At 67.7% G+C, this 16,694-nt stretch carries 1 protein-coding gene; it reads left to right on the top strand.

Annotation, left to right across the window (positions count from 1 at the left end; all coding sequences use genetic code 11):
- Positions 1–19 precede the first annotated feature (19 nt).
- Positions 20–16,693 carry a hemagglutinin repeat-containing protein gene (locus AC07OK_RS29150; protein WP_494693550.1) on the top strand — a complete coding sequence of 5,558 codons (16,674 nt, stop codon included), beginning with the start codon at positions 20–22 and terminating at the stop codon, positions 16,691–16,693.
- Position 16,694 lies beyond the last annotated feature (1 nt).

Raw genomic sequence — 16,694 nt, 5'->3', positions numbered from 1 at the left:
GCCGGCGGAAGGATTCGCAATGAACAAGCTCTGCTACCGTATCGTCTTCAACAAAGCCCGAGGCCTCTGCATGGCCGTACAGGAAACCACCCGCAGCCGGGGCAAGGGCGCGGGGCAGGCGGGGCCGGCGGGCGCGGCGGCGGCGGGCGGCCGGCAGGGCGGCATGGCGACGCGCCTGCGCAGCCTGGCCCTTGCGCTGCTCGGTGCGTTTGGCGGCACGGCCTTGCTGGCCGGCCTGGCCTCGGCGCAGATCATTGCCGATCCGAACGCGGCAGGGCGCCAGCAGGCCACGGTGCTCAACGCGGCCAACGGCGTGTTGCAGGTCAACGTGCAGACACCGAGCGCGGCGGGCGTGTCGCGCAATGTTTACAGCCGCTTCGATGTGCCCAAGACGGGCGCCGTGCTGAACAACTCGCGCACCGCCGTGCAGAGCCAGCTGGGAGGCTGGATCGACGCCAATCCGTGGATGGCGCACGGCACCGCGCGCGTGATCCTGAACGAAGTCAATTCCAACGATCCGAGCCAGTTGCGCGGCTATATCGAGGTGGCGGGCGCGCGCGCGGAAACGGTGATCGCCAACCCGGCCGGCATCGTGGTCGACGGCGCAGGTTTCATCAACGTCAGCCGCGTCACGCTGACGACCGGCAAGCCGCTGCTGGACGAGGCCGATGGCGCCTTGCGCGGTTATGCGGTGCGGGGCGGCATGATCAGCATCGGCGGCGCTGGCCTGGATGCGCGGCAAACCGACTACACGGCGCTGATCGCGCGCTCCGTGCAGCTGAACGCTGGCCTGTGGGCGCAGCTGCTGGACGTGACGACCGGCGCCAATGACGTGACCCAGGCCGCCGATGGCGCGGCGGCCGGCAGCACGGTGGCCCCGGTGGCCGGCGGCGGGGAGGCGCCCCGTTACGGTATCGATGCATCGCAGCTGGGCGGCATGTATGCCAACAAGATCACGCTGGTCGGCACCGAAGCCGGCGTCGGCGTGCGCAATGCCGGCGCGCTGGGTGCGGCGGCGGGCGAGCTGGTGGTCACCACCGAGGGACGGCTGGAAAATACCGGCAGCCTGGCGGCCAGCCGGACCTTGTCGGTGACGGCGCGGGATGGCGTGACCAACGGTGGCGCCATCTCGGCCGCCGCTGCGCTCACGCTGAGCACGCCTGCGGCCGTGTCGAACAGCGGCACCATCAGCGGCGCGGCGGGCCTGCAGTTGGCGGCCGCCAGCCTGGGCAACAGCAATCTGATCAGCAGCGGCGGCCGCGCCGAACTGACGTTGACGGGAGAGGTCGACAACCGTCACGGCGTCATCCAGGCGCACAGCCTTGCGTTGAGCAGCGCGGCCGGCGGCATCAACAACCAGGCGGGCAAGCTGCTGCAATCGGCGGCGGTTGCGCTGGATGTGGCGGTCGGCGGCCTGCACAATGCCAACGGCGGACAGGTGGGGGCGGCGACGCCTTCGCCCGGCGCCGACGGCACAGGCAGCGGCGGCGTGAGCGCGGGCGCCGGCAGCGGGGCGAACACCGGCGGCGCCGATAACGGCGGTAACGGCAGCAATGGCAGCAACGGCAACGGCAACGGCGGCAACACAGGCGGTGGAACCGATGCCGCTGGCACCGGCGCAGCGCCGCCGTTGCCGATCGCGCCTGGCCTGGTGCACGCTGCCGGCATGCTGAACAACGACGGCGGCCAGATCCTGTCCGGCGGCGGCATCGCGCTGGCGGCGGCCGCGCTGGACAACACCGGCGGCCAGATCAAGCTGTCGTCGCTGACGGTCAGCGGAGGCGCTTTCAGCAATCATGGCGGGCAGCTCAATGTGCAGCGCGCCGCCAGCATCCACGCCACCGGGTTCGACAACCACGACGGCAAGCTGGTGGCCGGCGCCGGCATCGACATCCGGGCGCAGGGTCTGGACAATGGCAACGGCTCGCTGTCGGCCGGCGCCGACCTGGCGCTCGATAGCGCCACCCTCGTCAACCGCGACGGCAAGCTGGTCGCTGCCGGACGGGCGTCCATCAACGCCGCCGGCGCGGTGGATAACCGCAACGGCCAGATCCAGGCCGTCAGCGGCCTGGCGTTCAAGGCTGACGGCAAGCTGGATAATCAGTCCGGCGTGGTGGAATCGATCGGCGCCGCCGGCGCCCTGCAGGTGCTGGCCGGCGAGATCGACAACAGCAAGGGCCGCATCGCCAACGCCGGCAACGGCGCCAGCGATATCGGCGCGGCCGGCGGCCTGACGAGCAGCGGCGTTATCGGCGCCAACGGCGCGCTGAGCGTGAGCGCGCTGACGCTGCGGAACCAGACCGGCGGCACCATCCAGGCCACCGGCGCGCTGGCGTTGTCGGTGCGCCAGCAGCTGGATAACCAGGGCGCCATCGCCAGCGGCGGCGCGCTCGGCTTCGACGAAAGCGGCGCCACGCTGAACAACTCCGGCCAGATGGCGGCCGGCGGCGCCATCCACATCGCCGTGCGCCACGCCGGCAATGACGGCGGCCAGATCGGCACCGCCGCCGCGTCCGGCGCCAGCCTGATGCTCAGCGCGGCCGATGTCAGCAACCGCGGTGGCAGCCTGCTGGCCGACCGGGATGTGAGCATCACGGCCGCGCAGGGCGGCCTGGACAACAGCACGGGCCTGATCCACGCCGGCCGCGACGCCAGCATCGGCGCGCTGCAAACGCTGCTCAACCAGGGCGGCGTCATCGAATCGGTGGCCGCGAACAGCAAGCTCAAGCTCGACACCGGCGCGATCCAGAACCAGGGAGGCCGCATCGTCAACGCGGGCCACGGCGACAGCACGGTCGCAGCCAGGGGCGCGATAGTCAGCGACGGCCTGATCGCCGGCAACGGCGGCCTGGGGATGACGGCGGCGACCATCACCAACAGCGGCACGCTATCGAGCGGCGGCGCCTTCAAGCTGGCCGTGACGGAGCAACTCGACAACTCCGGCCTGATCAGCAGCGGCGCCGCCCTGGACCTGGGCAACGCCAGCGCTGACATGCGCAACACCGGCAAGGTCTATGCGGTGGGCGACATCGGCGTGCAGGCGCGCAATGTCGTCAACGCCGGTCAACTGGCCACCACGGCCGCCGGCGGCGGCATCACGCTGCACGGGGCCGCGCTGGACAACCACGGCGGCGGCATCGCCGCCAGCGGCGCCGTCGACCTGCAACTCGATGGCGCGTTCAACAATGCCTCCGGCCTGGTGCAGGCCGGCCGCGACCTGGGCATCGCCGCCAAGGGCGCGCTGGACAACAGCGCCGGCGTGGTCGAAGCGCTCGGCGCCGGCAGCGCCATGCGGGTGAACGCGGGCGCCATCGTCAACGCGGCCGGGCGCATCGCCAACGTCGGCACGGGCGACGCCGCCATCGCGGCGGCCGGCGACATCCAGAACAGCGGCCTGATCGCGGGCAACGGCGCAGTCGATGTGGCTGCCAAGACGGTGCATAACAACGCCGCCGGCGCCCTCACGTCCGGCACGCAGATGACGCTGGCGGTGGACCAGCTGCTGCGGAACGACGGCGCCATCCGCAGCGGCGCCGCGCTGTCTTTCAGCAAGACCACTGCGGTAGTGGGCAACACCGGCAGCATCGTCGCCGACGGCGCCATGCTCATCAAGGCCGGCACGCTGGTCAACGACGGCGGCCAGATGTCGACCACCCAGGCGGGCGGGGCGGACCTGAAGATAGAGAGCCAGCTGCTGCGCAACTATGCAGGCCGCATCCTGGCCGCGGGCAACGCCGGCATCACGGTGGCCGGCGCGGTGGACAACCGGCTCGGCGTGATCCAGGGAACGCAGGGCCTGTCGCTGGGCGCCGGCGACGCGCTGGACAACGGCGGCGGCACGATCGAGGCGCTGGACGCCGGCAGCCGGCTGACGGTGCAGGCCATCGGCATCGACAACATGGCGGGCAGCATCGTCGGCGCGGGCGGCGTGGGCGTCAGCAGCGCGAGCTATGTCTGGAACGGCGGCCGTATCGGTGCGCGCGACAGGCTGGACCTGGACGCGGCGTCGGTCCTCAACACCGCCGACGCCAGCATCACGGCCGGCGCCGGCCTCGGACTGTCCATACGCGACTTGCTGGACAACCACGGCCTGGTCAGCAGCTATGGCTCGCTGAGTTTCGGCCTGGCCACTAGCCAGGTCAACAACGACGGGCAGATCGTCTCCGCCGGCGGCATCGCCTTGCAGGCTGGCGTATTGAACAACGACGGGGGACAGATATCGACCGTCAAGCAGTCGCAGACGGATCTGAGCATTGCCGCCGACCGCGTCAGCAACCAGGGCGGCATCATCGTCGGCGACCGCAACGCAGTGCTGACGATCACCGGCGCGCTGAACAACGCCCAAGGCGTGGTCCAGTCCGGCAACAACTTGCGGGCCAACGTCGGCGCGGCGCTGACCAACATCCGGGGCGTGATCGAGGCCACCGGCGCCGCCAGCGCCCTGAACGTGCAGGCCGGCTCCATCGACAACACGGACGGGCGCATCGTCAACGTCGGTGCCGGCGCCAGCAGCGTCGGCGCGCGGGGAACGCTGCTCAACGGCGGCCTGATCGCCGGCAACGGCGGCCTGGCGGTCGATGCCGCGACCTTGCAGAACAGCGCCGCCGGGACCATCTCGGCCGGCCGCGATCTGGCGCTGGGCGTGAGCCAGCAACTGAACAATTATGGTGCCCTCAGCAGCGGCGGCCAGCTCGACTTCACGCAGGCGACGGTGGCGGTGCGCAACGCCGGCACCATCGTCAGCGGCGGCGCGTTGAACATCCGCGCGGGCGCCTTCGACAACGACGGCGGCCAGTTGGCCACGGTGCGCGGTTCCGGCGCCGATATCGCGCTCAACGCCCAGAGCCTGAGCAACCGTTCCGGCGTGATCCAGTCCGACCGGAGTGTCGCCGTCGGCGTCGCCTACACGGTGGACAACACGCACGGCACCATCCAGGCGAAGCAAGACCTGCAATTGGCGGCCGGCGCGGCGCTGAACAACAACAGCGGCGTGATCGAGGCGATCGGCGCCGGCAGCGCCTTGCGTGTGCAGGCCGCGTCCATCGACAACAGCGCGGGGCGCATCGTCAACGTCGGCGTTGCGGCGGCCTCGGTAGCGGCGCAGGGCGCCATCGTCAACAGTGGCGTGATCGCCGGTAACGGCGCGCTCAGCCTGGCGGCCGGCAGCCTGCGGAATCAGGCGGCCGGGTCGGTGTCGTCCGGCGCGGCGATGGATCTGGCGGTCACGCAGCAGCTGGACAGCCTGGGCGCCATCAACAGCGGCGGCGCGCTGGAATTCAGCAAGACTACCGCCGTGGTCAACAACAGCAGCCAGATGGTCGCGGCCGGCCAGATCCATGTCGCGGCGGGCGCCTTGAACAACGATGGCGGCCAGATCGCGACGCTGAAGGACAGCGGCGCTAGTATCGCCATCGACAGCCAGAGCTTGAGCAACCAGGGTGGCAGCGTGGTCGCCAGCGGCAGCGCGATGCTGGCCGTCGCCGGCGCCGCCAACAACGCGCACGGCACTATCCAGGCGAAGCTGGACCTGCAATTGGCGGCCGGCTCGACGCTGAACAACAACAGCGGCGTGATCGAGGCGATCGGCGCCGGCAGCGCCTTGCGTGTGCAGGCCGCTTCCATCGACAACAGCGCGGGACGCATCGTCAACGTCGGCGCTGCGGCGGCCTCGGTAGCGGCGCAGGGCGCCATCGTCAACAGTGGCGTGATTGCCGGTAACGGCAGCCTCGGGCTGGCGGCCGGCAGCCTGCGGAATCAGGCGACCGGGTCGGTGTCGTCCGGCGCGGCGATGGATCTTGCGGTCACGCAGCAGTTGGACAACCAGGGGGCGATCAACAGCGGCGGTGCGCTGGCGTTCAGCAAGACTACCGCTGTGGTCAACAACAGCAGCCAGATGGTCGCGGCCGGCCAGATCCATGTCGCGGCGGGATCCTTGAACAACGATGGCGGCCAGATCGCGACGCTGAAGGACAGCGGCGCCGGCATCGCCATCGATAGCCAGAGCTTGAGCAACCAGGGCGGCAGCGTGGTCGCCAGCGGCAACGCGACGCTGGCGGTCGCCGGCGTCGCCAACAATGCGCACGGCACCATCCAGGCGAAGCTGGACCTGCAATTGGCGGCCGGCGCGGCGCTGAACAACAACAGCGGCGTGATCGAGGCGATCGGCGCCGGCAGCGTCTTGCGCGTGCAGGCCGCCTCCATTGACAACAGTACGGGGCGCATCGTCAACGTCGGCGTTGCGGCGGCCTCGGTAGCGGCGCAGGGCGCCATCGTCAACAGTGGCGTGATCGCCGGTAACGGCGCGCTCGGCCTGGCGGCCGGCAGCCTGCAGAATCAGGCGGCCGGGTCGGTGTCGTCCGGCGCGGCGATGGATCTTGCGGTCACGCAGCAGCTGGACAACCAGGGGGCGATCAACAGCGGCGGCGCGCTGGAGTTCAGCAAGACCACCGCCGTGGTCAACAACAGCAGCCAGATGGTCGCGGCCGGCCAGATCCATGTCGCGGCGGGCGTCTTGAACAACGACGGCGGCCAGATCGCGACGCGGAAGGACAGCGGCGCCAGTATCGCCATCGACAGCCAGAGCTTGAGCAACCAGGGCGGCAGCGTGGTCGCCAGCGGCAGCGCGACGCTGGCTGTCGCCGCCGCCGCCAACAATGCGCATGGCACGATCCAGGCGCAGCGCGACCTGCAGTTGACGGCCGGCGGCGCGCTCAACAACGCGAGTGGGAACATCGAGGCCGTCACCGCCGCCAGCAGCCTGACGCTGCAGGCGGGCTCGATCGACAACAGCGGCGGCCGGGTGGTCAACGTCGGCACCGGCGCGGCCACGCTGAGCGCGGCGGGGCTCGTCACCAACAGCGGCCTGATCGCGGGCAACGGCAGCCTCGACCTGGCCGCCGGCAGCTTGCGCAACCTGAGCGGCGGAACCGTGTCGTCGGGCCAGCGCATGGGCCTGGGCGTGGCGCAGCAGCTGGACAATCAGGGCGGCATCAACAGCGGCGGCGCGCTGACCTTCAGCCAGAGCACGGCGGTGGTCAACAACAGCGGGCAGATGGCATCGGCCGGCCAGGCGACCATCGCCGCTGGCAGCCTGAACAACGACGGCGGCTTGATCGCGACCCTGCCGAATTCCGCTTCCGGCATCGCCGTCACCAGCCAGAGCCTGAGCAACCACGGCGGGCGTGTGCAGGCCAGTGGCGATGCCGTCTTCAACGTCGGCGGCGCGCTGGACAACGCCCAAGGCACGCTGCAGGCCGGCCAGGATCTGCGCCTGAGCGCCGGCGGCACCCTGAGCAACAACGCAGGCGTGATCGAAGCGCTGGCGGCTGGCAGCGCCCTGCAAGTGCAGGCGGGCGCAATCGCCAACGGCGGCGGCCGCATCGTCAATGTCGGCGCGGCGGCGACCACCGTGGGCGCGCTGGGCGGCATCAGCAGCAGCGGCGCCATTGCCAGCAACGGCACGCTGGACTTGAGCGCGCAATCGCTGCAAAACACCGGCGCGATCTCGTCGGAACGCCAAATGACGCTGTCGCTGTCGCAGTTGCTGGACAATGGCGGCGCCATCCACAGCGGCGGCGGCCTCGACTCCCTGCAGGCGACGGCGCAGTTCAACAACAGCGGCACCATGGCGGCCGCCGGCGCGATCGGCATCAACGCGGGCAGTGTGAATAATAACGGCGGCCAGATCGCCACCTTGAGCGGCTCCGGTGCCGATATTGGCCTGAACAGCCAGAGCATGAGCAACCGCGGCGGCAGCGTGCTGGCCAGCGGCAACGCCGGCCTGGACGTATTCGGCGCGCTGGACAATGCCAACGGCACGCTGCAGGCCGGCCGCGACATGCGGTTGAATGCCGGCGGCGCGCTGGGCAACGCCGGCGGCGTGATCGAAGCGCTGGCGGCAGGCAGCACGATGACGGTGCAGGGCCAGGCCATCGACAACACTGCGGGCCGCATTGTCAACGTCGGCAGCGGCGACACCCGGATCGGCAGCCAGAGCACCCTGATCAACAGCGGCATGGTGGCCGGCAATGGCAAGCTGCTGCTGGCCGCCGTGAGTGCGCAAAACAAGGCGGGCGGTACGCTGGCCGCCGGCGGCGACCTGGCGTTGGCGGTCACCGGGCAGATGCAGAACCAGGGCACGGTCAGCAGCGCCGGCAAGCTGGACTTCGTGCAAGCCGCTGCCAGCTTCAGCAACAGCGGCCAGATGATTTCCGGTGGCGCGGCCACCATCAACGCGGCCAGCTTCAGCAACGACGGCGGCCAGATCGCCACCACCAGCGCCTTCGGCGCCGACATCAGCGTCACCAGTCGGAGCATCAGCAACCACGGCGGCAAGATCCTCGCCAGCGGCGATACCACGCTGAGCAGCGGCGCCGGCCTGGATAACAGCGCGGGCACGCTACAGGCCGGCAAGAATCTGAAGCTGGGCGCCGTCGGCGCGCTGGGCAACGCGGGCGGCACGATCGAGGCCGAGGGCGGCGCCAGCACGCTGGCGCTGACGGCGGCCACGCTCGACAGCAGCGGCGGGCGCATCGTCAACGTCGGCAGCGGCGACACCACCCTGCTGATCGGCAGCCATCTGGTCAACAGCGGCCTGATCGCCGCCAACGGCAATCTCAGCGTGACGGCGCATACGCTGCAGAACAATGTCGGCGGCGCCATCGGCTCGGCCGGGAACCTGTTGCTGGCGGTGGGCCAGCAAGTGGACAACCATGCCGCCATCACCAGCACCGGCACGCTGACCTTCAAGCAAGCCGGCGCCAACCTGAACAATGACGGCCAGCTCGTCGCGGGCGGCGCCATGACCATCGTCGCCAAGGCCGTCAACAACAATGGCGGCCAGATCGCCACCGCCAAGGGCAGCGGCGCCGACCTGGCGTTGACCGCGGCCACCCTGAGCAACGAGAAAGGGCAGATCCTGGCCGATGGCAAGGCCGCGCTGGCCATCGCCGGCGCCTTGGACAATGTGCAGGGCACCATCCAGTCCGGCAAGGACATGCTGGTCAACGCCGGCGGCGCGCTGGGCAACGACGGCGGCGCCATCGAAGCGGCCGGCGCGGTCTCCGCGCTGACGTTGACCGCGTTGTCCATCGACAATGGCAGCGGCCGCATCGTCAACGCCGGCAGCGGCGACACCAGCGTCACCAGCGCTGGCGCCGTGGGCAATGGCGGCGTGATCGCCGGCGGCGGCAATCTGCTGCTCAATGCGGTGACGCTGCAAAACGGCGGCGCCGGCATGATCGCCGCCGGCAAGGACATGAGCCTGCAGGTGACCCAGCTGCTGGACAACCAGGGTACGATCAACAGCGCCGGCACACTGACCTTCAACCAGGCCGGCGCCAAGCTGAACAACAGCGGCCTGATCGTCTCCGGCGGCAACGGGCTGATCGTCGCCAATCAGATCAACAACAACGGCGGCCGCATCGGCACCGGCGCCGGTTCCAGCGGCGACCTCAGCCTGACGGCGCAACTGCTGAGCAACGAGGGCGGCCACCTCACCACCGGCCGCGACCTGGCCGTCAGCACCCACGTCATGCAGGGCAGCGGCGAGCTGCAAGGCGGCCGCGACCTGGCCTTGAGCATGGACGGCGACTACACCCAGGGCAACGGTACCCAGCAGTTCCATTCGAACCGCGACCTGAGCCTGACGGTGACGGGCAACATCGTCAACAACGCCACCTTCGAGGCGGCCGGCAAGCTCACGCTGAGCGGCAACAACGTCAGCAACAGCGCCGGCGCCGTGATGCAGGGGCAGGGGGTGGCGGTCAACGCGGCGGGCAACCTGGGCAACGCCGGCCAGATCAACGGCACGGCCACGGTGGATTTGAAGAGCGGCGGCACCATCGACAACAGCAACGCCATCGTCGGCGGCAAGCTGACGCTGGAGGCGCAGAACCTGAACAACACCGGCGCCAGCACCTTGCTCGGCTCGACCGGTTCGATGGCGCTGGGCGTGGCGGGCACGCTCAACAACACCGGCGGCGCCAGCGTCTACAGCGGCGGCGGCCTCAGCATCGCCGGCGCGCTGGCCGGCGGCACGGCCGGGCTGGTCAACAACGTGTCGTCGACCATCGAGGCGGCCGGCGACCTGTCGCTGAACGCGGCCAGCGTCAACAACATCCGCGAGAACGTCACGCTGGTCAAGGTGCAGACCATCGATGAAACCGCGCAGATGTCGCTGCCGAGCTGGTATCACCACGGCGACAACTTCAACCACTACGACCCGAACTCCAGCAATTACCATCCAACCGAGATCTACTACGTCAACCCGGACGACATCCTGGAAGACAAGGTCTTGTACGCTCCCGACGGCAATGTCTATGGCCGCGCGGTGATCCGTACCCACGCCAACGACTCCGCCTTCTTCGTGGCCGCAAGCGGTGCCTACACTGCGCAAGGGGAGCGCCTGCGCATGTCGGTGAGCGACGGCACGCGCGAGCTGTACTACATTGTTCGCCGCAACAACGAGGTGAATCCGGACCAGGGGGGAGCATCCCCTCTCGATCTGGCGATTGTCAACCACTGGAACAGCGCACCGGTAGCGTTTTCCAGCCAGTACGGCAGTTGCTCGACCAACTGCGTGCGTTTCGACGCCCAGCCTGCCTACAATCCCGCCACGGAGATCATCCGGGACACGGCGCGTGCGTTGGCGGGCCAGTCCGGCAAGCTGGAGCAATCACGGGTAGCGCACCACACGGCGGTGGAAGACCAGATCGCGCCCGGTTCGGGCGCGGTGGCGCAGATCCTTTCCGGTGGCAATATGCACCTGACCGTCGGCCAGGCGCTGACCAACCAGTACGGCCAGATCATGGCCACCGGCACGCTCGCCATCGACGGCGGCGCGGCCGTCAGCAACCAGGGCGCGACGCTGTACCGCAACCATACCTTCGACGGCACCTGGAAGACCGACGACGGCGAGGTGATCGCCTACACCATGCCATCGCAGGCTGAAATTATCGGTTCCGCCGCCGGTGTGATCTCTGGCGGCAAGGGCGTCTCGATCACCGGCCGCAGCTTCAGCAACGTCGACATCACCGCCGGCACCGTCGGCAATATCCGCGACAGCGTCACCGTGCTCACGAGCGCCAACAACAGCGCCAGCGCCGCCAGCCACGCCACCGGCAACGGCGCCAGCGCCGGCAGCGCCGGCGGGCAGGTCGGCGGCAGCGGCATCGGCAATCATGCCAGCGGTGCGAGCGCGGCCGGCGCCAGCGGTATCGGCAACAACGCCAGCGGCGCGAACGCGGCCGGCGCCAGCGGCATCGGCAACAACGCCAACGGCGCGAACGCGGCCGGCGCCAGCGGCATCGCCAACCAGGCCAGCCGAGGCGCGCTGGCCGGCGGCAGCGGCGCCGGCAACCATGCGGCACTGGGCGGACCGGCCGGCGGCAGCGGACTGTCCAATCAGGCGGCGGAGGCCGGAGCGGCGTCCGGCAGCGGCATCGGCAACCAGGCGCACGCGCGCCTGGACACCCGCGGCAGCGGCGTCGGCAACGCCTCGCGCGAGGTCGATAGCATCGACGCCAGCGGCAAGACCAGCACGGCCACGACCAGCGGCGCGGCCCAGGGCAGCGGCGCCGGCGGCAAGGCGCTGGGCGACGTCGGCACCGGCCACGGCGCCAGCCTGGCGCAGAATGCCGCCGACAGCGGCGCGGTGGTCAAGGTGGCGCCGAACGGCTTGTCGCTGCTGAACCCGAACGCCAACGGCAGCTATGTGTTCGAGACCCGCCAGCAGTTCGCCAATCACGGCGACTGGATCAGCAGCGACTACCTGCTCAAGGCGCTCGACACCGACCCGGCCGTGACGCAAAAGCGCCTCGGCGACGGTTTTTATGAACAACGCCTGGTGCGCGACCAACTGATCGAATTGACCGGCCGCGCACCCACCGGCGGCCAGAGCGACGACAGCCGCTACAAGGAATTGCTGACCAGCGGCATCAGCGTCGCGCAGCAATACGGCCTGCGTCCGGGCATCGCGCTGAGCGCCGACCAGATCAGCCACCTGACCAGCGACATCGTCTGGATGGAGACGGAAACGGTCAGCCTGCCGGACGGCACGGTGGAAAATGTGCTGGTGCCCAAGGTCTACCTGGCCCATGCGGGCGCCGGCGCCGTCAAGGCCAGCGGCGCGCTGGTGACCGGCGACGGCGTCGCCATCAACACCAGCGACAGCATCGTCAACCGTGGCGGCCTGATCGATGGCGCCAACGGTCGCACGCTGCTGGTGGCCGGGCAGGACATCGTCAACCAGGGCGGCGCCATCAAGGGCGGCGCGGTCGGCCTGCAGGCCGGGGGCGACGTGATCAACCAGTCGCTGACGGTCAAGCAGGAATACGCCAGCGTCAACACCAGCGGCAGCTACACCACCTTGTCCAATCAGGCCAGCATCACGGCCGGCGGCGCGCTGGCGATCAAGGCCGGGCGCGACGTGACCGACACCGGCGGCACCATCGCCGGCGCCAGCGTCGGCATGGTCGCTGGGCGCGACGTCAACTTCAACGCGCTGCAGACCGGCAGCACCTACGCCTCGCAAGTGTCCGGCTTCACGGAAAAAGACAGCACCACCACCTACAAGACCGGCCAGGTCGCCAGCACCGGCGACCTGAAGCTGGTGGCCGGCCAGGACATCAAGCTGAGCGGTACGCAGGTGGCGATCGGCGCCACCGGCAACGGCACGCTGGTGGCCGGACGCGACGTGAGCATCGCGGCCGTCGTCAACGAAGTCAACATCAGCAAGCAGAACGATCCGGGCAGCAAGCTGTACGACAAGGAGACCCGCCAGAACCAGAGCGTGGTCGGCGCGTCGGTGGCGGCCGGCGGCAACCTGGCGGTCAAGGCCGGCGATAGCGGCCTGGGCAATCTGGCGATCGCCGGCAGCAGCCTGGCCGGCGGCGGCAAGGTGCAACTGGCGGCCAGCGGCGACGTCAGCATCACGCAGGTGCAGGAAACCCATCTGAGCGACCTGGCGCACCATGACGAGTCGAGCAGCATGTTCAAGAAGAGCAGCAACAGCTCGGCCGATTACAGCAACGTCAGCAAGGTGGTGGGCAGCAGCGTCAGCGGCGACGCGGTCACGGTGCAGTCCGGCAAGGACATCGTCGTCACCGGCAGCGAGCTGAGCGCCACCGGCGCGCTGACCCTGAACGCGGGCCGCGACCTGCTGGTGTCCAGCGCGCAGCAAAGCGACAGCGAGCAGCACAGCGAACTACACGAGCGCAGCGGCTTCTCGTTCAATGTCGCCTCCGGTGCGCTCGGCTACAGCAAGAGCGAGCAGGCCAAGGCCGGCAACGGCGACACGGTGACGCAGGTGGGCAGCGTGCTCAGCGGCGGCAGCGTCAGCGCCAGCAGCGGACGCGACACGGTCCTTAGCGGCAGCACGGTGGTGGCCGACAAGGACATCGTCATCGACGCCGGGCGCAACCTGAGCATCGTCAGCGCCGAGAACAGCAGCGACGGCGCGTCGTCGAGCAGCAGCAAGAAGTCCGGTTCGATCGGCACGACGTTCCAGCCGGCCATCGGCACGGTCAAGAACGCGAGCGACGGCACCAGTGCCGGCGTGACGCAGGTGGGCAGCCAGATCGCCAGCCTGGGCGGCAATGTGATGCTGAAGGCGGGCGAGCAGTACACGCAAACGGCCAGCGAGGTGAAGGCGCCGAAGGGCGACATCGACATCAGCGCCAAGGACGTGCTGATCAACGCCGCCATGAACAGCAGCGACAGCAGCGACCATACGAGTTACAGCAAGACGGCCATCGGCGGCACGGTCAGCATGCCGCTGGTCGATGCGTTGAAGAGCGCGAACAGCATGGTTAACGCGGCGAAGAACACCAGCGACGGCCGCATGCAGGCGCTGGCGGCGTTGAACGCGGCGGGCAGCCTCAGCGACGCATATGCCGCCGCCGGCGCCATTAAAGGCATCCAGAGCGCGGGCATCAGGGTGAGTGTCAGCCTTGGCAACCAGACGAGCGACAGCACGGTGGCGCACGCCAGCGATACGGCGGTGGGCTCGACCGTCTCGGCCGGCGGCAGCGTGACCATCAACGCGAGCGGCGCCGGCAAGGACAGCAACCTGACGGCGATCGGCAGCGACATCAAGGCAGGCAAGGACGTCAGCCTGTCGGCCGACAACCAGGTGAATTTGCTGGCGGCGCAGAGCACGGCCAGCCAGCACAGCACCAACAGTTCCAGCGGCAGCAGCATCGGCATCGGCTTTGGCATCGGCGGCACGTCGAACGGCTTCACGATCGATCTGGCGGTGAGCCAGGCACGCGGCAAGGCCGACGGCGACGACATCGGCTATACCAACAGCCACGTGACGGCCGGTAGCCAGGTCAACCTGAACAGCGGCGGCGATACGACGTTGAAGGGCGGCGTGATCGCGGCGCCGACGGTGGTGGCCGACATCGGCGGCAACCTGAACATCGAGAGCCTGCAGGACAGCAGCAAGTTCAACAGCAAGCAAAGCAGTTCCGGCCTGAATGCCAGCCTGTGCATTCCACCGTTCTGCTACGGCGCCAGCACGGTGGGCGGCAGCATCGGCAAGTCGCATGTGGACGGCGACTTCCTGTCGGTGCTGGAGCAAAGCGGCATCAAGGCCGGCGACGGCGGCTTCCAGATGGCGGTGGGCGGCAACACCGACCTGAAGGGGGGGCTGTTGAGCAGCAGCCAGACGGCCATCGACCGGGGCAACAACGTGCTGGTTACCGGCAGCCTGACCACCAGCGACCTGCAGAACAAGGACCACTATGATGCCGGCGGCTTCGCGTTGTCCGGTTCGGTCAGCGGCAAAATGGGCGATCAGAGCAAGTTGCCCGACACACTGAGCAAGGAACAAAAAGAGGCCGCCGTCGCCGACGGCAAGCCGGGCGCCAGCGGCGGCTTCGGCTCGGCCAGCGGCGACCAGGGCAGCACGACGGCAAGCGGCATCAGTGGCGGCCTGATCGCCATCGCCGACCAGGCGAAACAACTGGCGACGGGCAAGGATGGCGCTACGGCAGTGGCCGGCGTGGACCGCGACGTGACGACCGAATCGGCCGCCGCCAAGGCCAACACGCTGACCAAGGGCTGGGATGCTCAGCAATTGCAAAAGGATGTCGATGCCCAGATCGCCATCACGCAGGAGTTCAGTAAGCAGGCGCCGAAGGCGATTGCAGACTTTGCGGATAAGCGCATATTGGATATCAAAGTCCAGATGAACACGGAAACCGACGCAGTCAAGTATGCAACGCTGAGGGCCGAACTCGACAAGTGGGACGAAGGCGGGGCATATCGCACAGCCTTGCATATGGCAGCTGGCGGGTTGAGTGGTGGGGTGGCGGGAGCCATCGGCGCTGCAGCGAGCGCTGCTTCAGCAGACCTGCTGGCTGATCTTCAATTAGGTACGAAAGCTGCGTTGGAGCAGAAGGGGATGAGCTCGGAGCAGGCTGGTATGGTGGCGCAAGGAATCGCCGAGCTGACTTCACTGGGACTCGGTGCTGCGGTTGGTGGGACTGTAGGGGCTGCGACTGCGATCACGACCGACACCAATAATCGGCAATTGAATCAAGGCGACAAGACAGTGGCCAAGCGATTGGCACAACTGAGCGGTGGCGCCTACACGGAGGCGCAGTTGCTGGGGGCATTGCGCGACGCGGGCTTGAAAGATAGCCAAGGCAGGGCGATCGTACCGGAGGGCACGCGCGAACTGTTCTTGAACATCAATGGTCAATTGAAGGATCCGGTCACGGGCAAACCTATCCAAGAGACCTTAAATGCCGATGGCTCAATCATATTGCGGCCAGAGCCGAACAATCCTACCCGTAGCTTGATTGAGGATAAACCCACGGTACCCGGTAACGACGTGATGGCCTATATCATTGCCAACACTGGTGGCACGGCCAGTCCTTATATCTTCACGCCGTCAAAGATCTCTGCTCCCTATCAGGGGCTGCCTCCCGCTCCGGAGGGAACGCATCGTGTCACTATGGTCGTAGACGGCATCAGCTTTTCGCCCTTGGCTGCATCTTGCCCGGCTGCGAGCTGCACCAACGGAGATCCAATAGCGGCTGCGATACCTGATGCGGAGACTAAGGCTTATACTGATGCGGTTGCTCGACATGAAGAGAAGAAGCTGAATATCCTTTTAGCTGCAACTGGGATTCTAGGACGGGTTAGCGGTGCGTTAGACGCAGCCACAGAGCTTTTCAATGTCACGAAAGCAAACGCTGGTGTGTTGATTGTCGATGGCGCTGGTGGTGCTACAAAAATTCCAACAACGATCGCATACAAACCGACTGGATCAATGGTGATGCAAGGTGCCGACCCTGTCTGTGGTCCCGCATGCGCTGCCATGACCATCACGGATAAAACCGGAAAATCTGTTAGCCTTTCTGAAACAATAGGAAGTTTTGAAAATGGCATTCGACCTACCGGTGTAAATACCTCGGAATTGTCAACAGTTATATCTAATGCGGGCGTGAAAAATTCGATGGAGACAGTCATGTTTCCTGGTGAACTTAATAAAGCACTGGATGCGGGGCAAACTGCTATCGTAAACGTACAAGGACATTTTATAATTGTTGATGGAAAAACTACTGTTGATGGTGTTTCTTATTATCTGACTCGAGATCCCCACATGGGGCCGCGCGGAGTATTATCTAGCATGTTGGATAAAGTCATGGCAAATGGTGTAAATGCAATTAAGATTGGAGAATGAT

The organism is Duganella sp. GW821-FHT07G03 (assembly GCF_059418605.1).
This window is presented reverse-complemented; position numbering and strand designations above follow the sequence as displayed.

What these genes read in the sequence shown, in the direction of transcription:
- AC07OK_RS29150 (WP_494693550.1), top strand. Translation starts at nt 20, where the DNA reads ATGAACAAGCTCTGCTACCGTATCGTCTTCAACAAAGCCCGAGGCCTC.